General features: G+C 48.1%; 24 protein-coding genes, 1 pseudogene and 1 riboswitch. Of the genes and pseudogenes, 19 read left to right on the forward strand and 6 right to left on the reverse strand.

Annotated elements, in window-relative coordinates:
- Positions 1-19 precede the first annotated feature (19 nt).
- The 9 genes from PGL02S_RS28605 (at position 20) to PGL02S_RS00725 (ending at position 7672) form a co-directional block, all read left to right on the forward strand.
- The gene (locus PGL02S_RS28605) at positions 20-316 is read left to right on the forward strand and encodes a DUF6597 domain-containing transcriptional factor (protein ID WP_063479499.1); all 297 of its coding nucleotides are present in this window, start codon (positions 20-22) and stop codon (positions 314-316) included.
- 10 nt (positions 317-326) lie between these two features.
- The gene (locus tag PGL02S_RS28610) at positions 327-671 is read left to right on the forward strand and encodes a helix-turn-helix transcriptional regulator (RefSeq protein WP_228029974.1); all 345 of its coding nucleotides are present in this window, start codon (positions 327-329) and stop codon (positions 669-671) included.
- Positions 672-789: 118 nt separating this feature from the next.
- Positions 790-1203, forward strand: coding sequence for a VOC family protein (locus PGL02S_RS00695; protein ID WP_036639306.1), 414 nt, complete (start codon positions 790-792; stop codon positions 1201-1203).
- Between the two features lie 49 nt (positions 1204-1252).
- Positions 1253-1352: riboswitch (purine riboswitch) on the forward strand.
- A gap of 73 nt (positions 1353-1425) precedes the next feature.
- A complete protein-coding gene (locus tag PGL02S_RS00700; protein ID WP_036639305.1) occupies positions 1426-2589 on the forward strand; it encodes an MFS transporter in 1164 nt (387 codons plus the stop codon).
- Positions 2590-3044: 455 nt separating this feature from the next.
- The gene (locus PGL02S_RS00705; protein WP_036639304.1) at positions 3045-3587 is read left to right on the forward strand and encodes a MarR family winged helix-turn-helix transcriptional regulator; all 543 of its coding nucleotides are present in this window, start codon (positions 3045-3047) and stop codon (positions 3585-3587) included.
- Between the two features lie 36 nt (positions 3588-3623).
- A complete protein-coding gene (locus PGL02S_RS00710; protein WP_036639301.1) occupies positions 3624-5078 on the forward strand; it encodes an aryl-sulfate sulfotransferase in 1455 nt (484 codons plus the stop codon).
- Entirely contained in the window at positions 5071-6087 is a 1017-nt protein-coding gene (locus PGL02S_RS00715) for an ABC transporter substrate-binding protein (RefSeq protein WP_036639299.1), read from the forward strand. Before PGL02S_RS00710 ends, PGL02S_RS00715 begins: the two co-directional genes overlap by 8 nt.
- Positions 6088-6100: 13 nt before the next feature.
- The gene (locus PGL02S_RS00720; protein WP_036639297.1) at positions 6101-6877 is read left to right on the forward strand and encodes an ABC transporter ATP-binding protein; all 777 of its coding nucleotides are present in this window, start codon (positions 6101-6103) and stop codon (positions 6875-6877) included.
- A gap of 18 nt (positions 6878-6895) precedes the next feature.
- On the forward strand, positions 6896-7672 hold the full coding sequence (locus tag PGL02S_RS00725) for an ABC transporter permease (RefSeq protein WP_036639294.1): 777 nt from the start codon (positions 6896-6898) through the stop codon (positions 7670-7672).
- A 77-nt stretch (positions 7673-7749) separates the two neighbouring features.
- On the opposite strand, the gene PGL02S_RS00730 is transcribed toward PGL02S_RS00725, so the two are convergent.
- Positions 7750-8304, reverse strand: coding sequence for a helix-turn-helix domain-containing protein (locus PGL02S_RS00730; protein ID WP_173937142.1), 555 nt, complete (start codon positions 8302-8304; stop codon positions 7750-7752).
- 125 nt (positions 8305-8429) lie between these two features.
- On the opposite strand from PGL02S_RS00730, the gene PGL02S_RS00735 reads away from it, so the two are divergent.
- Entirely contained in the window at positions 8430-9017 is a 588-nt protein-coding gene (locus PGL02S_RS00735; RefSeq protein ID WP_036639290.1) for a LysE family transporter, read from the forward strand.
- An 83-nt stretch (positions 9018-9100) separates the two neighbouring features.
- Here the strand turns inward: PGL02S_RS00735 and PGL02S_RS00740 are convergent, their stop codons facing one another.
- From PGL02S_RS00740 to PGL02S_RS00760, 5 genes are all read right to left on the reverse strand, one after another.
- Entirely contained in the window at positions 9101-10033 is a 933-nt protein-coding gene (locus tag PGL02S_RS00740) for an L-lactate dehydrogenase (RefSeq protein WP_036639287.1), read from the reverse strand.
- Positions 10034-10237: 204 nt separating this feature from the next.
- A complete protein-coding gene (locus tag PGL02S_RS00745; RefSeq protein WP_006210750.1) occupies positions 10238-10423 on the reverse strand; it encodes a hypothetical protein in 186 nt (61 codons plus the stop codon).
- A complete protein-coding gene (locus tag PGL02S_RS00750) occupies positions 10420-11730 on the reverse strand; it encodes a Ger(x)C family spore germination protein (protein ID WP_036639285.1) in 1311 nt (436 codons plus the stop codon). Before PGL02S_RS00750 ends, PGL02S_RS00745 begins: the two co-directional genes overlap by 4 nt.
- Positions 11727-12827, reverse strand: coding sequence for a GerAB/ArcD/ProY family transporter (locus PGL02S_RS00755; protein WP_036639284.1), 1101 nt, complete (start codon positions 12825-12827; stop codon positions 11727-11729). Before PGL02S_RS00755 ends, PGL02S_RS00750 begins: the two co-directional genes overlap by 4 nt.
- On the reverse strand, positions 12827-14506 hold the full coding sequence (locus PGL02S_RS00760) for a spore germination protein (protein ID WP_051449171.1): 1680 nt from the start codon (positions 14504-14506) through the stop codon (positions 12827-12829). The genes PGL02S_RS00755 and PGL02S_RS00760 overlap by 1 nt, the downstream gene beginning before the upstream one ends.
- A gap of 328 nt (positions 14507-14834) precedes the next feature.
- On the opposite strand from PGL02S_RS00760, the gene csaA reads away from it, so the two are divergent.
- From csaA to PGL02S_RS00800, 9 genes and pseudogenes are all read left to right on the forward strand, one after another.
- Complete coding sequence (gene csaA / locus PGL02S_RS00765; protein WP_036639280.1) at positions 14835-15164, forward strand: chaperone CsaA; 330 nt, start codon at positions 14835-14837, stop codon at positions 15162-15164.
- A 122-nt stretch (positions 15165-15286) separates the two neighbouring features.
- Positions 15287-15679 (forward strand): VOC family protein, encoded by a 393-nt coding sequence (locus tag PGL02S_RS00770; protein WP_036639279.1) that lies wholly within the window; start codon positions 15287-15289, stop codon positions 15677-15679.
- A gap of 6 nt (positions 15680-15685) precedes the next feature.
- Positions 15686-16114 (forward strand): GNAT family N-acetyltransferase, encoded by a 429-nt coding sequence (locus PGL02S_RS00775; RefSeq protein ID WP_036639277.1) that lies wholly within the window; start codon positions 15686-15688, stop codon positions 16112-16114.
- A gap of 86 nt (positions 16115-16200) precedes the next feature.
- A pseudogene (locus tag PGL02S_RS00780) lies at positions 16201-16798 on the forward strand (AAA family ATPase).
- A 471-nt stretch (positions 16799-17269) separates the two neighbouring features.
- Complete coding sequence (locus PGL02S_RS27990) at positions 17270-17413, forward strand: hypothetical protein (RefSeq protein ID WP_157659632.1); 144 nt, start codon at positions 17270-17272, stop codon at positions 17411-17413.
- A complete protein-coding gene (locus PGL02S_RS00785) occupies positions 17394-18365 on the forward strand; it encodes a metal ABC transporter solute-binding protein, Zn/Mn family (protein WP_036639274.1) in 972 nt (323 codons plus the stop codon). The genes PGL02S_RS27990 and PGL02S_RS00785 overlap by 20 nt, the downstream gene beginning before the upstream one ends.
- Position 18366: 1 nt before the next feature.
- A complete protein-coding gene (locus PGL02S_RS00790; protein WP_036639273.1) occupies positions 18367-19095 on the forward strand; it encodes a metal ABC transporter ATP-binding protein in 729 nt (242 codons plus the stop codon).
- A 3-nt stretch (positions 19096-19098) separates the two neighbouring features.
- The gene (locus PGL02S_RS00795; protein WP_036639271.1) at positions 19099-20037 is read left to right on the forward strand and encodes a metal ABC transporter permease; all 939 of its coding nucleotides are present in this window, start codon (positions 19099-19101) and stop codon (positions 20035-20037) included.
- On the forward strand, positions 20034-20936 hold the full coding sequence (locus PGL02S_RS00800) for a metal ABC transporter permease (RefSeq protein WP_036639269.1): 903 nt from the start codon (positions 20034-20036) through the stop codon (positions 20934-20936). The genes PGL02S_RS00795 and PGL02S_RS00800 overlap by 4 nt, the downstream gene beginning before the upstream one ends.
- Positions 20937-21069 lie beyond the last annotated feature (133 nt).

The raw sequence follows: 21069 nt of genomic DNA on the forward strand, positions 1-21069 counted from the left end.
TTGATTAAAGGGTGAGCACATGCGGAACTATGTCCCTGTACAAGCACCGACGCTGGAGAATCGATCTGCTGATTCTTCTTATACCTATCAGGAATACCTGCCAAGCTGGCCATTGACTCCTTATGTGGCCTGTTATTGGACAATGCATTATGAAGTTTTACCGTTTCAACATCATCGTCTTCATCGTATTCTTCCGGATGGTTGCGTAGATATTATATTTAATCTGAAGTCGCTGGAAGCCTCAACCTCTGGATTTATTGCCGGTCTGATGTCCGGTTATGAAGCTATAATACTTACGCAGGATCGAACTGATTGAAACGTTTTTATTGAACGTCATCAGACTGAATCATGTCCGTTCCGAGCCGCTGCTGAAGCATGGCATGCAGTATTTGTACGCGGCAAGAGGAAGAATGACGATTCATGACTTGGCCGACAAGCTTAATTATAGCGAGAGAAATATACGAAGAACGTTCCAGAAGGAACTGGGAGTCAGTCCGAAGGAAATGACGGATATTATTCGATTTCAAAATTTGCTGCAGGAGATGCGCCGGACCAAACCCACCCGGTTTCCCGAAATCGCTGCACAATACGGCTACTATGATCAGCCTCATTTTATTAACAGTTTCAAGCGTTTATACGGCATGTCACCTAAACAGGCATTTATGCCCTAAGGGATAGAAATGAAGGTGTGAAAGCTTCAAGGATGTCCGTTTTTTACAATCCTTTATTGCCGAAATCAACGAAAATGAGTAAGTGGTTATGATAATGATGTACAGGAGGTCATGCAAAATGAGAGCAAGCATATCCGTATTGACACTTGGCGTTGATGATCTTGAGCGCTCACTAAAGTTTTATCGGGATGGGCTCGGTCTTCCGACCGAAGGGATCATTGGGACTGAATTTGAGCATGGAGCGGTAGCGTTCTTTGACTTGCAGGCGGGCGTGAAGCTGGCGATATGGAATCGCAAAGACCTGTCGATTGAAGCGAATGTTCCTTTGTCTCCTGTGAGTTCCTCAGAGTTAACCATCGGACACAATGTGGGCAGCAAGGAAGAAGTGGATGAGGTGATGGAACAAGCCAAAAGGGCGGGAGCTGCGATTACCGTGCCGGCACAAGACACATTCTGGGGAGGATACTCCGGTCATTTTCTCGATCCGGACGGACATCTCTGGGAGGTTTGCTGGAATCCTAATTGGGCTTGACTATGTTGTAAGGGATATGATAAATTAATCATCGATTGTTGCGCAACGGAACTGAATATTTGAATTTGAATGTATAACCTCATTAATATGGTCTGAGGGTCTCTACCAGGAACCGTAAAATCCTGATTACAGAAAATGTATCTCATTTTTTGTAATCGGGATTTATTTTTTTTGGTTGACTATAAGCAAATTTGACTTCGAAGAAAGGGGATTTCATTCCAGATGAATCTGAAAGTATTAATTCTAGCGATTTCAACCATATCCGTGGGATTGGTAGAACTTATTGTTGGCGGAATTCTGCCGCTGATTGCAGATGATTTAAACATTTCGCTTGGCACGGCAGGGCAATTGATTACGGTATTCGCATTGGTCTATGCGATTTCGGGACCGGTTCTCCTTGCACTTACGGCAAAGGTGGAACGCAAACGGCTCTATATCATTTCCTTATTTGTATTCTTCATCGGTAACTTGCTGGCGTACGTGAGCCCGAACTTTGTGCTGCTGATGGGTGCCAGAATATTAACTGCTATGAGTACTGCTCTTATCATCGTCTTATCGCTTACGATTACAGCTAAAGTCGTTGAACCCGCACATCGTGCAAAAGCACTGGGCGTTATCTATATGGGGATTAGCTCGTCATTGGTGCTTGGGGTGCCGCTTGGTATTTTAATCAGTGAAGCTTTTGGATGGAGAGTATTGTTCCTTGGCATCGGCATTCTGTCCATCGGTTCCATGGTGCTGATCTATATGTTCCTGGATCGGATCAAGCCTGAAAATGTAATACCGTTGTCTCAGCAGATCAAAGCGCTGGGCAAGTCCAAAATCGCTGGTGCCCATCTGGCGACCTTGTTTATGCTGGCAGGGCATTACACCATTTACGCTTATTTTACGCCATTTCTCGAATCGGAACTCGGCTTGACTCCGTACTGGATCAGCATTTGTTACTTCCTGTTCGGACTGTCGGCCGTTGGAGGCGGGGCGTTCGGAGGCGCACTTGCCGATCGGATCGGATCACACAAGAGTATCGTGATTATCATCACTTCTTTTATCCTGGTGCTGTTCCTGCTGCCCTTCTCAACGTTCTCGATTGGTGTATTTTTAGTCGTGATGATGGTATGGGGCGCATTAAGCTGGAGCCTGGCTCCGCCACTGCAAAATTACCTGATTCAAGTCGATCCCGCTTCGTCCGATATTCAGCAGAGCTTCAACAATTCCGCGCTGCAAATCGGAATCGCGATGGGATCAGCAATCGGAGGGCTCGTATTGGAACAGGGCGGCTCGGTTGCCAGCACGGCTTGGGTAGGCGGAGGAGTCGTTATAGTGGCATTGGTCTGTGCTGTCTATTCCTTAACAAGACCTGCGCTGGCATTGAAGGCTGACAAATAGTCTATGATGTAATTGATTGTTATCAAAGCAGTTGTCATCATGGCAGCTGTTTTTTAACATCCTCGCTCCAAAAAAAGCAGGTGCCTATCTAACCATTGCTTGTTATCGAGATACTCGAACGAATTCTGACTGAGAGGGCGCTTAAACAGCAAGTCCTCTTTTTTTAAAATTAATCCCTACTTGACAGGTGTCATTAATTGGTTTAATCTAAGCGACAAGCAATTTCATTTAGCCATCATTAAATGATGGTTCATTATCTCAGTATTAAACAATATGATCAGCCGATTGGTCCACCAAAGGCTCCTGTTTACTGTTTTTCGTGATGCAGCGAGAAGCGTAAATAGGGGCCTTTCTGTATATTTATAACGACCACACCAGGTTGTAGTGAGAACAAACCCATAGGCTGATACATAGGGGTTGGCATACGGAGGTGTATGACCCGGGAGAGGAGCGGCATGGAAGAGAAGGATTGGGCATTGCTGGAGGAAGCCGATTGGCATTTTCGCAGGATGGTTCGCAGATTCGTGAAGGAGCGCGACAAAATATCAGTGGAAGGCATTTCGTTACCCGGCCTGTTGATTCTAAATACGATACATCGCGATGGGGAACAGAGACTGGGCGAGTTAGCCGAAGAGCTGGACTTCACATCCGGGGCGGTCACGGCTTTATGTGACAAACTGGAGGCTGGCGGGTTTGCGGTTAGAAGGCGGAGCGAGACCGACCGGAGATCGATTGCGCTTGCCATCACGGATGCGGGAAAAGAGATGCTGAAGCGTAACGAAAACATGGGCGGGTATATGATTGAAGTCGTTTTCGGGGCGTTCTCGCAAGATGAGTTAAGTGATCAAATCGCTTTTTTTAAACAGCTGAATAATCGTCTGGAAGGATTTGCGGACTCCGTACTCGAGCAGACCCATTCATCTGATAAATTATCCGCAGACATTTCACAGACGAACGTAAGCCATCCGAAGCGTACGAACAAATTTATCTCTTATTGAATCTATTCATTAATCAACGAAAGGGAGTAGAGAACGATGGGACATCCGACGATTTATCCAACAGGTACAACGGTATATAACCCTGCGAAGGCATGGAGCGGTTACACGATTTATCAAGCGGCGGAGACAGGTGCGCTATTAATCGACATGAACGGCAGAGAGGTTCATTTGTGGAAGGGGCTTCGCGGGTTTCCGAATAAGCTGTTCCCGGGAGGGTATGTCCTTGGCAGTACATCCGAGCGTGATCCGAAATACGGATTTCAGGATGAGACCAATCTGGTGCAGGTGGACTGGGACGGCAATATCGTCTGGAAGTTTGATCGCTATGAATACATAGAGGACCCCGGACATCCGGCTCAGTGGATGGCTCGCCAGCATCATGACTACCAGCGTGAGGGGAATCCCGTCGGTTATTATGTTCCGGGGCAAGAACCGAAGGTAGATTCCGGTAACACCCTTATTCTGGCGCATAAAAATGTGAAGCGTTCCGATATATCCGATATTGAGCTGCTCGATGACACGATTATCGAAGTGGATTGGGAAGGAAACGTAATCTGGGAGTGGGCGGTCAGCGACCACTTCCATGAGCTCGGATTTGATGAGGATGCCAAGCTGGCATTATCCCGTGATCCCAATACCCGTGGCTTCGGCGCCCACGCAGGGGATTGGATGCACATCAATTCGGCCTCGGTGCTCGGCCCTAACAAGTTCTATGACGCAGGAGACGAACGGTTCCATCCCGACAATATCATCTGGGACGCACGGGAGAGCAATATCATTGCCATCATTGATAAAAGCACCGGGAATATCGTGTGGAGACTTGGCCCCGACTATTCAACCGCGGAAACCAAGCATATCGGCTGGATCATCGGCCAGCATCATGCCCATCTCATTCCGAAGGGCCTTCCGGGAGAAGGCAACATCCTGATCTTCGACAACGGCGGCTGGGGCGGGTATGGACGGCCAAACCCCGAATCGGAGGATGGGTTGAAAATCGCCCGTCGCGACCATTCCCGCATTCTGGAGATTAACCCGGTCACTTTGGAGATTGAATGGCAGTATACACCAACAGAGGCCGGCTTTCAGGCTCCGCTCGATTCTTATCGCTTCTACAGCCCCTATATCAGTTCGGCCCAGCGGCTTCCCAATGGCAACACATTGATAACCGAAGGCGCAGACGGTCGGATATTCGAAGTGACAAGAGAATTTGAGCTGGTGTGGGAATATATCTCTCCTTATAAGAACAGCCGCAACTCCAACATGGTGTATCGAGCTTACCGGGTTCCATATGAATGGGTGCCTCAGCTCGATTTGCCTGTGGAAACGGAAATCGTGCCGATCGATGTTGCCGATTACCGCCTTCCGGGCGCGGCGCCCAGAGGTGCCGTAACCAGTGTGGAGGTTGAGGGTACGATCTCGTATGGAGAAGGCGCGCTTTGCGTAGCCCGAACGGATGAAGTCATGCAGAAAGAAAGGGAGCGCGATGAATAGAAGCCGACATATTTGGAAGCGTTGGAGTGTTCTGCTGCTGGGTACAATTCTCGCGGCCAGCGTACTTGGTGCTTGCGGAAACGCCTCAGGCGATCAGCAAGGAAGCCGCCTCAAACTGAAAATCGCCGATATCTCCACAAATACCGTATTCCGAGTGGCAAAAAACAAAGGGATCTTCGAGAAGCATGGAATTGATGCGGAACTGGTAAACTTCGCCACGCCGGCAGAAGGCGTTAACTCCTTATTCATCAAGCAGGTGGACGTGGCATTCGGAGCTGATTTTCCACTTCTGAATGCTGTCAGCAAAGGCGATTACTCCATATTCGCTTCGTCCGGGACAGCGACGGACCTGAGTGCAAGTGAATGGAAGCTGTTCGTTCGTCAAGAAATCGGCAGTGCAGCTGAGCTGAAGGGTAAAAAGCTAAGCTTCTCCAGGGGGACGTTCGTGCCTTATCTATGGGACGTTTACCTTGGGGAAAACGGGGTGGCCCTGTCCGATGTGGAGTTAATCGGTCAGGGTGGTTTTGACGAAGCTTACGTAGCGCTCAAAAAAGGCGAGATTGACGCGGCTTGGGTATACGGTGCGGTGCTGAACGAGAAGTTTGGCGCGCTTGCGGAAGCGAAAGAGCTGTCGGATATGTCGAAAACCCCGGTACGGCTCGGAACAGGACTGATCGCTTCAAACGAGCTGCTGGAGGGCCATAGGGAAGTTTTCGTCCAGTTTCTGAAGGCGCTGGATGAAGCATCAATTTATGCCCAGGCCCATCCGGAGGAAACCGCCGACATCATGTATGAGGAAGTCAAGCAGCCGAGAGAAGCCACCTTAAAGGATCTGCCGAAGAATCCATGGAAGCTTGGATTTACGGATAAGGCCTATGCAGGATTACAGGGCCAGAAGGATTATATGGTAGCTAACGGGATGATCGAGCAAGATTTTGAGTTGAACGATAAATTGAATTTGGATTTGGTAAGAGAAGCATTCCCGGAACGTGTAATCGATTTAAAGTAAGGAGATGAAGGCGATGAGAGCCGTGTCAAGGCAGAATGAAATCCATATCGAACGGTTGAATAAGAGCTACGCACAGCCCACAGCCGGTGATTTGCATTATATTATCCAGGACGTCAATCTGGCGGTAAAGGGCGGGGAGTTCTTTGTGCTGCTGGGTCCGAGCGGGTGTGGGAAGTCGACGCTGCTCAGTCTGATTGCGGGCTTCGTATCCAAGACCTCCGGTCAAGTGAGAGTGGGGGAGAAGGAGGTAGAGCGCCCGGGCCAAGACCGCGCGGTTGTATTCCAGCAGGCAGATTCTTCGTTGTTTCCATGGCTTACCGTTAGAGAAAATGTGGAATTCGGTCTCCGCATGAAACGAATTCCTGCGGCGAAGAGAAAGGAAATATCCAATCAGTTCATCTCGCTGGTGGGGCTTTCAGGCCATGAGAGCAAATATCCAAGAGAGCTGTCGGGCGGGATGAAACAGCGCGTACAGCTTGCTCGGGTACTATCCAATGATCCCGCGATTCTGCTTATGGATGAACCCTTCGGCGCATTGGACGCCATGACAAGGCGAACGATGCAGCGGGAATTGGTGCGGATATGGCAGGACACGGACAAAACCGTTATCTTCGTGACGCATGATATTCAGGAGGCGCTTCTGCTGGGGGGACGAATCGGCATCATGTCAGCGGGTCCATCCTCCCGGATAACGGACATCTACGAGGTGCCGCTTGCCTATCCGAGAGACTTGTCAGATCCCGACTTTCATACGCTGTACAACCAAATCCAATCGCACTTTGATGAGTAGAGGGAAGGTGAAGACCACATGAGCAACAGACTAAAAAAAGGGTTGCTGCACATCCTGTTCTGGTTGGCCGGACTTGGGATATGGCAGCTGCTGTCCCTTGTGTACGGACCCGAAATTCTGCCGGGACCGATCTATACTGCGAAAGGCGGATACGAACTGTTGATGGATGGCACCTTGTTACAGTACATCGGAATCAGTTCATACCGGGTGCTGCTCGGGTGGACGCTTGGGAGTCTGATCGCGATCCCGGTTGGACTGGTTATCGGCAAGGTTGGGACGATTCGGGTCTTTGCGGAACCGTTTCTTAATTTCATCCGGTTCATTCCGCCCATCGCATTCATCACTTTATTCCTGGTATGGTTCGGGATTGGAGAGACATCCAAAATCATGCTTATTCTGTATGCGACCTTTTTCATCGTGGTCCTGAACACGTTGACCGGAGTCTTGGCAGTGGAAGAGGATAAGATAAGGTCCGCCCGCAGCATGGGTGCTTCGGAGTGGCAGATTGTGCTTCATGTGATCATACCTGCAACGGTACCGTACATGTTCACCGGCATTCGGCTTGCGATGGGAACATCGTTCATGGCCATCATCGGAGCAGAGATGATTGCTTCCAATGAAGGAGTGGGTTATCTGATCTGGAATTCACGTTTGTTCTTCCGTACGGACTGGATTTTTGTCGGGCTGATCTGCCTCGGATTCATGGGATTCTTGACAGATCGTACTGTCGGATTGCTGGGCCGAAAGCTGCTGTCCCGATACGGCGTAGTCAGCGCAAATTCATTGCGACGGTGAAGAGATGGCTTCATACACAACGTAACGCACCCTCTGATAGAGGGTGCGTTTTGCGTCTATGAAATTCACACTCACTGTTACTTGGGATAATGGATAACCATGCTCAAGCGATTCATGGAATCGCCGGAATTGTGGTACACATGGGGCTTGTCTGCTGTGAATCGAATCGCTTCACCATGGCCCACCGTATATTCTTCGTTATCGATGCGCACCGTAAGTTCTCCTTGGAATACGGTGATAAACTCCTCAGTACCTTCGATATGGGACTCGGCGGTAAGATAACCGCCCTTGTCCATTTCGAGGGAATACATCTCAAAGCGCCGTCCGTCCTCAAAAGGGAAATGCGGATAAATCCGAATTTTTCCATTATCTTCTATTAGTGCCTGCGCGTCATCCCTTGATACCACGACCGTATTCGAGTAGGGTTCATGGATCAGGGAAGTGAATGAAAGCTTCAGCCCGTTCGCAATCTTCCATACGGTTGTGATGGAGGGACTGGATTCGCCGCGTTCAATCTGCCCCAGCATGGTCTTGCTGATTCCGGACAGTTCCGCGACTTTATCCAGACTGAGCTTTCTTTGCTCTCTGAGACTCTTCAAATTATGAGCCAATATAAGATGAATGGGTTTCAACGTCATCAACCACCTTCGTGCACATATTGTACGCTATAACATACTTATGTATAATCATAACGTACGGACGTTATAACGTACAGTTCATTACATTATATCATACATACAAGAAAGGGGTGGGTAGTTTGTTTATCGTTCCGCTGTTGACCTATGCGATTGTCGCTTCATTCACGCCAGGTCCCAACAACATCATTTCAATGACCAACGCACGAAGTCATGGTTTTAGAAAAACGCTGCAATTTATAGGAGGGGTAGCCGCCGGATGTTTGGTCATTATGCTGCTCTCCAGTTATTTCAATCTGGTATTATATCAATTCATCCCGAAGATCAAATTCACAATGAATATCATTGGATGTCTGTATATGCTCTATCTGGCCGTAAAAATCATACGCAGCCAACCACAGGAGCAGGACGATAAGGAGGAGGGCTTCAACAGCTTTTTCTTCGGATTCGTCTTCCAGTTCATCAATCCCAAGGTCATTTTATACGGAATTACGGCGATTTCAACATTCGTTATTCCTTTCTATTCATCGCATGCCCATCTGGCATTATTCTCGATGATACTCACGCTTGTCGGCATCTGCGCTAACATGACCTGGGCTTTATGCGGTTCGCTGTTTCAGAGCCTTTTGTCCCGATATGAACGCCCATTCAATATACTTATGGGGCTGCTTCTCATTTATAGCGCCTTTTCTGTCTTTACGGTGAGCTGATTTTGTCATCAGTGATCATAACATTATCCCTGTGCTGAACGAAAAAAGGCCTCACGGATCATGGATCCGCAAAGCCTTGGGCGTTATTCAAAGATTTTGGAGATCTGTTCCTTCAGCTTATTAGCGGAAGCGTGAAATTGGGTCAGTTCCTCGTCATTGAACTCAAGATTGAGAATTTCCCTTACCCCTGTGCGGTCAACCACACAAGGCACGCCGAGGTATACGTCAGACACGCCGTGATAATCGGTGAGCAGTGTCGACACATTGAGCACCGATCCTTCATTTTGCAGTATGGAGACGATGATCCGGTCAAGCGCTAACGCGATTGCATAAGAGGTCGAGCCTTTAGCATTGATGATTTCATAGGCTGCATTCTTGGTCCGGTCAAAAATATCATCTCTTTCATCATCTGACAAATCAATGCTGATACCAGCTATGTTGGCAATGCTCCACAGCGGCAGCTCGGAATCGCCATGTTCTCCGACAATATGGGCGTGAATGCTGCGCGGATTAATTCCCTTGTTCTGTCCGATCAAATAGCGGAATCTGGCGCTATCCAGAAGCGTACCCGAACCGATAACCCGATTTACAGGGAAACCGCTCTTTTTCAAGGTAACGTAAGACAGAATATCCACCGGGTTGGTAGCTACAAGAATGATGCCGTGGTCATTGTATTTCACGATGTTCTGAATAATATCGTCAAATATGGCCGTATTTCGCTTCAGCAGATCAATCCGTGTCTCGCCGGGTCTTTGGTTGGAGCCTGCTGCAATGACAATGATATCTGCATCCTTGCAATCGCTGTAATCTCCAGCCCACAGCTTAACTCCTCCTGCAAAGGGGAGACCATGGTTCATATCCAAGGCTTCACCAAGCGCTTTATCGTGATTCGCATCGATCAACACCAGCTCAGATACTCTCTCTCGTAAGAACAAGGTATACGCAGTCGTTGCTCCAACCGCTCCTGTCCCGATAATAACCACACGAGACGGTCGCTGAGTTTCATTTTGTGCCATAGTGCATCTTCTCCCTTGTCGTCAATTAAAGAAACCTTTGAATTTGCTTTACGAGGAACTGCATGCAGCTGCGCTTTAAAGCATCCTCGGTAGTAATGATAACATAAACAGGAAGAATTAAGCAGCAAATGCAGCCTGATGAGGGAGGTCTCATACTTTAAGAAGCAGAGATAAATCTCTGCTCCGCTTGATTGCAGGGATGGACTAGTATTCATTCAGCAGCGTAAACAGGACTGGCACGACCATGGTCATACCCGCAAGAACCGCAGCACCGATGGCTCCGCGGTAATTTTTTTGACGCCATAGCTGAGGGGTCAGACTTCCAACATAGAAGGCTGCCCACAAGGAAAAGATTCCGACCAAAGTAAGCTTGGCAATCTGAAGCATCATTCTGTCATCTGGTCTCCTTCAATGACGGGACCGACTTGGTCTCCGTACGTTCTCATCTTGAATTGGATATTAAGGTCGTATTTGGCCGTGTGGATGTGATCTCTCCATTTGTAGGCGTACCAATCCTGAAGAGTGGGAAAGCTGCCGCGAATCTGATTCCCGATGTGGAAGCAATCGACTTCCCATTTATACAGCATTTTATTTAGCAGTTTAGAAGCTCTTTCCTTTAATTGCTCCTCGATGGATGTTTCCAGCTTCTTCGTATTTTCCGACTGGGTATAATCAACATCGGAAACCGAACCTAACAGATCACCTTCCATCGTTATATTGAAGGTTATCTGAATATGATCATCGAAACGTTGTGCATGCATGACTTTATTGGTGAGTGTGCCCATGTTGATACTGATGTTCAGCTTCGGATCGGAAGGGTCGCGAAATTCCCATACGGTTTTCTCGAACTGGCCGCGCAGCATATTCAGTGTTTTGGTCTCCATACCGTTAAGGAATCCTCGTAATTTCTGCCCCTTGTACACTGCGGCGCCAAAAAAATCGATAGGAACTTCTCCAGCTCTCGGTAAATCTCCCGCTTTATGCTCACTAGCCATTGGCTGGCTTGTATTTGAATTGTTGGCAGATTCACCATCATGCAAGTTCTCACTGCCCTTGTCGATATCAGGCCGCGCAGCCGTTAAGATGGACGTTGCACCGTTACCCGGCTGTTCCATGTCCAATATAAAATCATGAAATCGTGCCTGCTTGGGTGTAATTGCCCCTATATTGTGAGGGTCTAATTCCAGTTCGAACCATAGATTAATGTCATTTTCCATCTTGGGTTTAATGTAATGCATATATTCCTGGGCACGACCCTTCGTTGTCAGGATGTTAACGTTCCGCCTAAACTCCGTATTCCGAACAACCTCGCCAACAACAGGAAGGATGCCTTGACGCGCAAGCTCTTCCCCAAGGACAAGGGCTTTGGAGTGGATCAAGGTTAGTCGTCTGGCGACAAAACTTTGACTTGTCAGCAGGGCAGCAGACAAATTGGCTCCTTCCTCAGAGAAGATTGTGACGACCTTATTGCTGCTCTGATCCGATCCACTTACGCTTGAAGCAGTTGCTCCGCTGCTGGCTTTCGGCATGGCGACGGCAAATGTATAGATATAGTCATTTTTCGGGCCGGTGTCCACTCCAATTGCCATAATAAAGGCCATGTTCTCTGGATCCAGCCGATCCCAGCAACCCGTCAGCATGGGAATACATATCGCAGGGATGAGAAGGCAATGAATGATCCGTCTCATAAGTTTCATGCAGTTCGTCTCCTCATTCTGTGCCTCATGATTCCGGCGAACCAGGTCAACATGGGTAGAGCTATGGAGAAGATAGATCCATAGGTACGCAAAAACCCACCATCCCATGACACGGCTGTCATTTCATTGTTCGGGAGCAGCGCAAATCCATAAACAAGCAGTGTAAGTGGAAAGATGAGGGTTTGGACCTTGGGTAATCGCAGAATCTGAGACATGGTGGCCGCGGTGCAATATAATCCTATGGCCAGTTTAAGGGCTGCGCTAATCAGCCAGGCAATCAGAAACAGACTCTCCAGGCGTTGAATCCATCTGCCGAATATAATCAGTCGGCTGACTTCGAACATCGGAACGTTTAATCGAATGGCGGTTGGATACGGGAATACATAAAGATAGACAATAGTGGTGCTGAATAGGGTGATGGATGAGATTGCGATGCACCACCAGACCGCACGTCCCCATTCCCGGGATTTGCGCATTCGGGGCAGCAGGAAACCAAAGACCAGCATCTCCGAGAACAGTGAGCTTTTGGCAATCCCGCTCATCATGATCCTGGATTTCCCCGTTCCCCAAAAAGGGGACAGCGCATTGGGCTCTGCGTGTGTCAGCAGACCACCAATCAGCACAATCAGCACACTTCCGATAATCAAACCAATGGTAAGCCAGCAGATTCGGCCCAATGACTCGATTCCGCAGTACGCTACAAAGGCGATCGGAACGATCAGAAAGATCAGAATCATATTCATCGGCGTACGCGGTAAAATATCGGAGGATAGAAGCTCCGAAAATTCACGCAGCACGAGAAAGGTTATCGCAAAGAAAAAGCAAAAGTAAGCGAGATTCAAAAAGGTCCCCACCCAGGGGCCCCATATTTCTTCCGTAGCTTCGATCAGCGTGGAGCCTTGCTTCGCATTCCGGAGAACGCCGCGGATCGCCCACCACGTCAACGGACAGAAGATGGCGGCGATAATGGCTATCATCCATCCTGCCGTACCTCCTGCTTCCGCCAGTGATCTCTGAAAAGGAAGGAATATCTTGGTGATGATGAAAATGATCCCAATGGATGCGGCTTCCCTTACTCCGATATGATGCTGGTACATTAGTTTTCTCCCCCTTGCTCGGGAGCACCGTCTTGTCCATCCGGCTTTTTCTTTGATCGTTGCGGGCGCACAGAGAAGGGCCGCGCGAGCGGTTTCTGCAGGGGGCCGCGAAGCAGTGTATTTTCATTTTTAGGGTGAGGAGTAAGGGGTGCCAGACTCGGTACGCCGAATCGGTTCACAGACATCCAGCTTGTCCAGAGAATGATGGAGAGCAAGACGATGCCGATTAATCCCATAAAAGATGCGAATGCCAAATAAACGAAACGGAGGATTCGCGTTGTGAATTGCATATTGTAATTAGGAATGGTATAGGATGCGAGCGCCGTGGCGGCTGTCACGATAACCATGATCGGACTTACAATATTGGCTTGGACAGCGGCTTGTCCCAGGATAAGAGCGCCGACAATACCGATTGTGGGACCGATGACACTCGGAATGCGGACGCCTGCTTCCCGGATCAGCTCAAACATGGATTCCAGAAGAAATGCTTCTGCCGCCACGGGAAGCGGAATCGATTCGCGTGTCCCCGCAATGGCAAGAACGAGAGTAGTCGGTATCATCTCATGATGGAAGTTAGCAATCGCCACGTAAACCGCTGGTAAATAAAGGGACATGAGAAATCCAATCGCCCGTATGATTCGCAGGAAGGAACTGTATTGCCAACGAAGATATCTGTCTTCGGCGGTTTGCAGGAACAGCGGGAATTGTGTCGGTACGATGAGAGCGAAGGGCGAGTTGTTAACCAGAATTGCAACATAGCCATCCGCAATTTGAGCTGCCGTATGATCCGGACGCTCTGTACTAAGCATCCCCGGGTATATGGAATAGGGCTTATCCTCAATCAATTGTTCTAGCATTCCGCTATCCCCGATGTAGTCGATCCGAACTGCGGCTATACGCCGGCGAACTTCGTTGACCAGTTCGGCATTCGTGATAGATTTCAGATACACAATAGAAACGGCTGTTTGGGAGACCGTGCCTACAACACCGGATTCAACGATCAGATCGGAAGTGCTAAGACGTCCTCTGAGCAAAGACAAATTGGTTTGCATATCTTCAGTGAAGCCTACCTGTGGACCGCGCACTACATTTTCCGTTTTTGGACTTTCAAGACCTCTTTTCTCACCGCCTTTGACATCAGCCAGAATCGCAGTATCTAATCCATCGATGATAATAGCGGCGGAACTGTTCAGAATCTCATGGACGATTTCTCCGAAATAAGAGGTTGATGTTAAATGACAGTCTGTGACAATATGAGTTTTCAAAGTATCCACGCTTAAAGGCTGATCCTCCGTCAGCTTGGCATTGATCAAGGGATGAATGACGAATTGGTTGAGATGCTGCGAATCCACCTGACTCTCCAAGTGGACAATCATGCCCTGAACCACCGCCCCTGTTTGTTCGATGACAAAAGGACGAAAGACCAATCCGCTGTTCTGAGGATATGAGAAATGCCCCTTCAGCCAATTGATATTCTGCTCTAATGTCGACGTCATCGCGAGGGGACCATTATCCCCAAGCAAAGGCTTGATTTGTGGCATGCTGGCAGGTTCTTGTCCATTCAACAATCCGGCATCTTCATCATTTTTTAAAGGTCTCAATGCGAATGGAGCATTTGGATTTTGGGTCTGAGACAGGTCAGCTACGAGGTATTTTTTAATTTTATGCCAACCCTGCATAATTCCATCTCCTGTGAGGTGAGTCAGGGACTCACGTTTATTTGTTCCTAGGTTTTGTACATACAGGTAAAATTATGCGGATATGATTGCGATGACTATGCTCTTCGCGGATGGTTTTAAGGTATAATTCAGTAAGAATTCCAGCATGAAGTCATAAATCATAATGAGAGCCTGAGGTGGTCTCTTGTTTGATTTATCAGGGACAAAACCTATTTAACGGATCTCTCCCTTGAAGTGCCACGTACCCCAATGATAAGATGTTTCATAAAAAATTTCGTGTTGTGGAGTGTACATTACATGCTTCATTACTCACTAAGGAGATATCGTTATGGCAACTATTGAGGATTTCACCCAACTGGACATTCGAATTGGGACGGTTATAGAGGCAGAACCCTTCCCTAAAGCCCGTGTTCCGGCTATTAAGATGAAGATCGATTTCGGGCCGCTTGGGATTAAACGAACCAGTGCGCAGATTACGAAGCGGTATGATGAGAATTCGATCGTAGGACAACAAGTGGTAGCTGTCGTGAATTTCCCACCTAGGCGGATCGCGGGCTATGATTCTGAGGTTCTCGTCATCGGCGGAGTTCCGGAGCAGGGGGATGTTGTGCTCCTGAAGCCGGATTTCGACCTCCCCAACGGAACTCCGATTGCTTGAGCTCCATTCATCTGCCGGTCTGGATAGGTTGAGGGCGGAACGGCTACCACTTACGGAAAGTTCTTGTTAAGCGAACTGGACGGTTGTATTATGGAAGAAAAAATATAGCTGGAGATGATCTAATGAGCAAAATTCAATTCTCGGTTCAAGTTCGTTTAGTATCAGACCTTACCCGTTCCAAGTTATTTTACGAAGAGGTGCTTGGATGTGACGTGAACGACGTCTGGGCTGTGCGGGATGATTTTGCGCTCGGCTTCAAATTGCTTCAGGCGAATTCTGCTACAGACGTAACGCCAAACCGAGCAGGCAAGGATCAACATACGCCATGGGATACATATGCATATGTGGATACACATCATGAACTTGATGAATTGTATGAAGAGTTGACCTCCAAAGGGGCAGAAGTGGTACAGGAGCCAGTATTAATGGAGGCGGATTGGGGCGTATGGAAGGATTTTGCGATTAAAGATCCGGACAACTATGTCATCGCTTTTGGCTCGGGGAAAAAGAGTTAACGATCTATGAAGGACATCGACACAAAACAGGTCTTGATTAGCAGTGACCCCGCACTGTTGGATGTTGAGGCGATTGTGCACTTTCTTCGGCAGAGCTATTGGGCTAAGGAACGGTCAGAGGAAAAAATCCAAAAGTCGCTTGAAGGTTCTACATGCTTTGGGGCTTATTATAACGACCGTCAGATCGGCTTTGCCCGAGTCGTGACCGATGGTGCCACGGTATATTGGTTATGTGATGTGTTTGTGGATACTACCTGCCGCGGACTGGGTGTGGGTAAGAAATTAATTGAGACGATTACCACCCATGAAACTTACCGCAATTTATTTGGAATCTTGTCAACGCAAGATGCCCATGGTCTCTATGAGCAATATGGTTTTGTCCGTGACCACGGGAAGACGTTGACCCGGAGACCGGATTTTCTTAAAAAAGAGTAATTGCCTACTTAAAGATGTATGATTCCGGTACTGAAGGGATGTCATAATCCTTACGCGTAACCCTGCTTAGAAGGGAGGATTCACCGATGATTATATGGGTTAACGGAGCATTCGGTTCCGGTAAGACCCAGGCTGCGTACGAGCTTCACCGAAGAATTCCGAATTCGCATGTGTATGATCCTGAGAATGCCGGTTATTTCATTCGGGACAATCTGCCAGCCGATGCCAAACACGATGATTTCCAGCACTATCCCATGTGGAGGGAATTCAACTACGCCATGTTTAAGTATCTGGATCAGGAATTCAATCAATTAATCATTGCACCGATGACGATAACCAATGCTGATTATTTCGATGAAATTGTCGGTCATTTAAGACGCGATGGGGTTGCAGTGCAGCACTTTACACTGTGCGCATCCAAGGAAATACTCCTCCGACGTTTGCGAAGCAGAGGGGAAGGTCCAAACTCATGGGCTGCTGGGCAAATCGATCGCTGCATCGACGGTCTCTCAAGTGAAGTGTTCCGGCATCATATTGATACCGACCATTTAACGATGGATGCAGTGGTGGAGACAATTGGCGCTTTGGCGCATGTGGATCTTATACCCGATCATCTAAGCCCTGCTAAGAAAACAATGGACTGAAATAAGAACCCACTGGACACATATCCGTTTTTTTGGATAGTCTGTGGCTAAACAAGGAGATGGATGGAATGGAAACATCAATGGGGAAAAATCCGATCTTGTTGTCTTTTCCAGACATGAACGAAGTGTCAGAGTCGCGGAGAACTGCGGTTTCGCATTGGAAGGTGTATCGCGTAATGTCAACCCCAATGATTCCGGCGGATTTTCTCACTTGAAGATCTATTCTAAAGTGCGTGGTGTGGAATACTAAACTAAACCTGAATCAGGATTATCAAAGAAGACGGTTTCTCTTCATGAGAAGTCGTCTTTTTGCGGTCGCGGAGCTGATTTCATTCCAATCATATTAAAATATTTATATAAAGCTAAATATGTTGCGCATATGAAAAAACAAGCTGTAAATCATCAATTAAACTAATGAAAACAAACTTTTCGTAAAAGAAAAGGAGGGGTGAAAACCAAAAAAATTAAAATTTGCATTGACAAAAGCCTATAGATGGATTATTTTTTGTACATGGGAATTAAAGTTGCACAAGAGCAAAATAATTGGCAAATGGCAGGACGGGTTTTAGGGGATTATATATTTTATCTAAATGAATGGAGCGAACTCATCATTTATTGGAGTGGAGGAGAAGAAGATGAAGAACAAGAAGACTAGGAGAACCAGGATATTGATAGGAGCTGCCATACTGAGTTTGCTGCTGGTATTATCTGCATGCGCAACGGGGGAAGTTGATCAGGAGGGTGCGGCAGGCGAGCAGCCCGATAAGAAAATTCGTGTAGTCACGACCATTGGACAGATTGCGGAACCGATCTCCGTTATCGGGGGAGACCGCGTGGAGGTACTCAGCTTGATGGGACCAGGCGTTGATCCGCATTTATATAACGCAACTCAAGGTGATATCAAGAAACTGGACAGCGGGGATGTCATTTTCTACAGCGGGCTGCATCTGGAAGGAAATATGACGGAAATTTTCGAGCAGATCGGCAAGAATAAACCTGTACTGGCCATTGCGGACGCCATTCCGAAGGATCAACTGCTGCAGGATGATACACAGGCTACAGACCCCCATGTGTGGTTTGATATCGATTTGTGGAAAACCTCCCTGGATTCAGCCGTAGAGAAGCTGAAGTCTCTGTCACCGGATGATGCGGCGTATTTTGAAGAGAACAAGCAGAAGTATTTTGCACTATTAGACGAATTGAAAGCAGAGGCCCAGGATAAATTGAGTCAAATTCCTGAAGAGCAGCGGATCATGGTTACCGCGCATGATGCCTTTGGATACTTCGGCCGCATGTATGGGCTGGAGGTAGTGGGCCTGCAAGGTCTTAGTACGGAGGATGAAATCGGCCTCTCGGATATCAATGGAACGATAGATATTTTGCTTCAGCATAAAGTCCCTGCCGTATTCGTTGAGAGCAGTGTCAATCCTGCTTCCATCAATGCCGTCATCGAAGGTGCCGCCAAGAATGGCCTTAATCTAAAGCTAGGTGGCGAGTTGTTCTCCGATGCAATGGGTGAAGCAGGAACAACGGAAGGAACTTATATCGGAATGTACCGCCATAATGTCGAAACGATCTACCATGCACTAACAGGAAGTGGTGAATAAAATGTCTGTACTCCAAGTCCAAGGCCTCAATGCATCCTACAGAAAAAATAAAGTGCTTCACGATGTGTCCTTTGAAGTGGGGCAAGGTTCTCTAACCAGTATCGTCGGACCGAATGGTGCCGGTAAATCGACACTGTTAAAGGTCATGCTGGAGCTTCATCCGAAGCTATCTGGCGATGTTTCCTTCTTCGGTTCAAGCTTAAGCAAGACCAAAACCCGCGTTGGCTACGTGCCGCAGCGCGGGTCCGTGGATTGGGATTTTCCAACAGACGCACTGGATGTTGTCATGATGGGTTTATACGGCCGGGTGGGATGGCTGAAACGTCCCAACAAGAGCCATAAAGAGAAAGCGATGGCGTCCCTTGAGCAGATGGGCATGGCCGATTTTGCCGGCCGACAGATCAGCCAGCTCTCCGGCGGACAGCAGCAGCGGGTGTTTCTCGCCCGGGCGCTTGTACAGGATGCCGATCTGTACTTCATGGATGAGCCGCTTGCAGGTGTTGATGCAGCGACCGAGAGAGCCATCATGACCACGCTGAAGGATCTGAAAACGGCAGGTAAAACCGTTATGGTTGTCCATCACGATCTGCAAACGGTTGAGGATTATTTTGACCATGTTCTGCTCCTGAACCGTACGGTCATCGCGCACGGCAAGACGGAAGAAGCATTCACGAAGGATCATGTATACCGTGCATATGGCGGTACGCTTCGCTGGATGAAGGAGGCGTAACCTGTGCTGAACTCACTACTATCACCGAACACGCAATGGGTGCTGTTAAGCACATTGATATTAGGCATGGCAGCAGGCATGATCGGCTGTCTGGCTTATTGGAAGCGTCAAAGTCTCATGAGTGATGCATTGTCCCATGCAGCTCTGCCTGGTGTTGTGATCGCTTTTGCATTGACGGGGAGCAAGAATCTGCTGGTTATGATTCTCGGAGCAGCCGTGAGCGCATTGATCGGGGCATGGATGATCCAGTGGATTCGTTCCTCCAGCCGCATTAAGGAAGATACGGCAATGGGCATGATTTTATCCGTATTTTTCGGTTTAGGCATTATGCTGCTCACGATTGTTAACCGTACGGCTGGCGGGAATCAAAGTGGTCTTGATAACTTTATTTTTGGTCAGGCGGCGTCCATGGTCCGCAAGGATGTCTTTACGATGCTAATTCTGGCTGTATTGGTTATCCTGGTTGTGTCGATCGGTTTTAAGGAATGGAAACTGTTTCTGTTCGATCCCGATTTTGCCCGTGGTTTGGGGCTGAACAGCCGACTGATGAACAGTCTTTACATGGGGGTGCTGGTTCTCGTGATTGTCATCGGCATCCAGGCCGTTGGCGTCATTCTCATGGCAGCAATGCTGATCATCCCTGCAGTCAGTGCAAGATACTGGACACAATCGTTTAGAACGATGGTCATCCTGTCTGCTGTATTTGGCGGCGGCTCCGGATTTATCGGCACGTTGATCAGCACACTCGGAAAAGGATGGCCGACGGGGCCATTCATCGTAGTTGCTTCCTCTGTGTTATTTACCGTTTCACTCGTATTTGGCGCAGAGAAGGGACTCCTTATCCAGGCGATGCAGCTGCGCTCCCAGAAAAAGGATCATACCGAATCCAGCAATCAAGCCGTTATAAAACCACAGCTGTCGGAGAGGGGGAACCATCAATGACGTATACAGGATGGATATTATTGACCGCCTCACTTGTCGGTTTGTCTTGCGGAATCGTTGGTGTGTTCCTCATTCTGCGCAGAATGGCGATGATGGCAGATGCGATCAGCCATACGGTGCTGCTTGGAATCGTAACAGCTTTCCTCATCACAAGGGAACTAAGTGGTCCTCATATGTTAATCGGTGCGATTGTGGCGGGATTGCTTACCGCAGTGCTCGTTCAATGGTTTAATTCCCGGGGCGTCCAGCAGGATGCATCTATCGGTGTTGTATTTACTACGCTGTTCGCGATCGGTGTGATCCTGATTGCAACCCAAGTAGGCAATGCCCATCTGGATACCAAGCATGCCCTCATGGGGGAAATTACATTTGTGCCATGGGATTTGATGCATGTTCCGTTGTTAGGTGAGGTACCGAAAGCAACCTTTATGCTGGGTGCCGTATTACTTGTCGTTATCATTGTGATTTTAGCATTCTACAAGGAATGGAAAATCACATCCTTTGACCCGGCTCTAGCCGCCAGCATCGGAATTCCCGTGGTGTTGATGCATTATGTATTCATGTCGCTGGTATCGATCACAACCGTTGCCGCGTTTGATGCCGTGGGGGCAATCATGGTGGTGGCCATGCTGATAACACCTGCAGCGGCTGCCTATCTGTGGACGGATAAACTCTCGACTATGCTGGTGTTAAGCGGAACATTCGGCGTGATCTCCGCATTCACGGGTTACTATATCGCGGTATGGCTGGACACCTCGATCTCAGGATCGATGGCTTTTGCAACAGGAATCGTATTTCTCATCAGCTTCCTGTTCTCTCCGAAACATGGCGTGCTTTCCCGTTATCTTCATAAATTCAATACGCACGGCAGCCAGGAGAAACTGGATGGTACATCCTGACATTACGTGTTGCAAGAAGCTTGGGCGAATAGGATACTCAGGCTTCTTTTTTTATAACGCAACCCCCAATGCCATGTGGTATAATTAGTAAAATTTCTGTAACGGCATAAAATGATAGCCGTTTTCAAGGAGT

The organism is Paenibacillus glucanolyticus NBRC 15330 (assembly GCF_004000885.1).
Taxonomy (GTDB): domain Bacteria; phylum Bacillota; class Bacilli; order Paenibacillales; family Paenibacillaceae; genus Paenibacillus_AQ; species Paenibacillus_AQ glucanolyticus.

Bases quoted from the DNA above. Each gene is read 5' to 3' on its own strand.
- PGL02S_RS00760 (WP_051449171.1), bottom strand. From the start codon at position 14,506: ATGCAGGGTTGGCATAAAATTAAAAAATACCTCGTAGCTGACCTGTCT.
- PGL02S_RS00700 (WP_036639305.1), top strand. From the start codon at position 1,426: ATGAATCTGAAAGTATTAATTCTAGCGATTTCAACCATATCCGTGGGA.
- PGL02S_RS00790 (WP_036639273.1), top strand. From the start codon at position 18,367: ATGTCTGTACTCCAAGTCCAAGGCCTCAATGCATCCTACAGAAAAAAT.
- PGL02S_RS28605 (WP_063479499.1), top strand. From the start codon at position 20: ATGCGGAACTATGTCCCTGTACAAGCACCGACGCTGGAGAATCGATCT.
- PGL02S_RS00725 (WP_036639294.1), top strand. From the start codon at position 6,896: ATGAGCAACAGACTAAAAAAAGGGTTGCTGCACATCCTGTTCTGGTTG.
- PGL02S_RS00745 (WP_006210750.1), bottom strand. From the start codon at position 10,423: ATGATGCTTCAGATTGCCAAGCTTACTTTGGTCGGAATCTTTTCCTTG.
- PGL02S_RS00720 (WP_036639297.1), top strand. From the start codon at position 6,101: ATGAGAGCCGTGTCAAGGCAGAATGAAATCCATATCGAACGGTTGAAT.
- PGL02S_RS00800 (WP_036639269.1), top strand. From the start codon at position 20,034: ATGACGTATACAGGATGGATATTATTGACCGCCTCACTTGTCGGTTTG.
- PGL02S_RS00710 (WP_036639301.1), top strand. From the start codon at position 3,624: ATGGGACATCCGACGATTTATCCAACAGGTACAACGGTATATAACCCT.
- PGL02S_RS00705 (WP_036639304.1), top strand. From the start codon at position 3,045: ATGGAAGAGAAGGATTGGGCATTGCTGGAGGAAGCCGATTGGCATTTT.
- PGL02S_RS00770 (WP_036639279.1), top strand. From the start codon at position 15,287: ATGAGCAAAATTCAATTCTCGGTTCAAGTTCGTTTAGTATCAGACCTT.
- PGL02S_RS27990 (WP_157659632.1), top strand. From the start codon at position 17,270: ATGGGAATTAAAGTTGCACAAGAGCAAAATAATTGGCAAATGGCAGGA.
- PGL02S_RS00740 (WP_036639287.1), bottom strand. From the start codon at position 10,033: ATGGCACAAAATGAAACTCAGCGACCGTCTCGTGTGGTTATTATCGGG.
- PGL02S_RS00750 (WP_036639285.1), bottom strand. From the start codon at position 11,730: ATGAAACTTATGAGACGGATCATTCATTGCCTTCTCATCCCTGCGATA.
- PGL02S_RS00695 (WP_036639306.1), top strand. From the start codon at position 790: ATGAGAGCAAGCATATCCGTATTGACACTTGGCGTTGATGATCTTGAG.
- csaA (WP_036639280.1), top strand. From the start codon at position 14,835: ATGGCAACTATTGAGGATTTCACCCAACTGGACATTCGAATTGGGACG.
- PGL02S_RS00785 (WP_036639274.1), top strand. From the start codon at position 17,394: ATGAAGAACAAGAAGACTAGGAGAACCAGGATATTGATAGGAGCTGCC.
- PGL02S_RS00715 (WP_036639299.1), top strand. From the start codon at position 5,071: ATGAATAGAAGCCGACATATTTGGAAGCGTTGGAGTGTTCTGCTGCTG.
- PGL02S_RS00775 (WP_036639277.1), top strand. From the start codon at position 15,686: ATGAAGGACATCGACACAAAACAGGTCTTGATTAGCAGTGACCCCGCA.
- PGL02S_RS00755 (WP_036639284.1), bottom strand. From the start codon at position 12,827: ATGTACCAGCATCATATCGGAGTAAGGGAAGCCGCATCCATTGGGATC.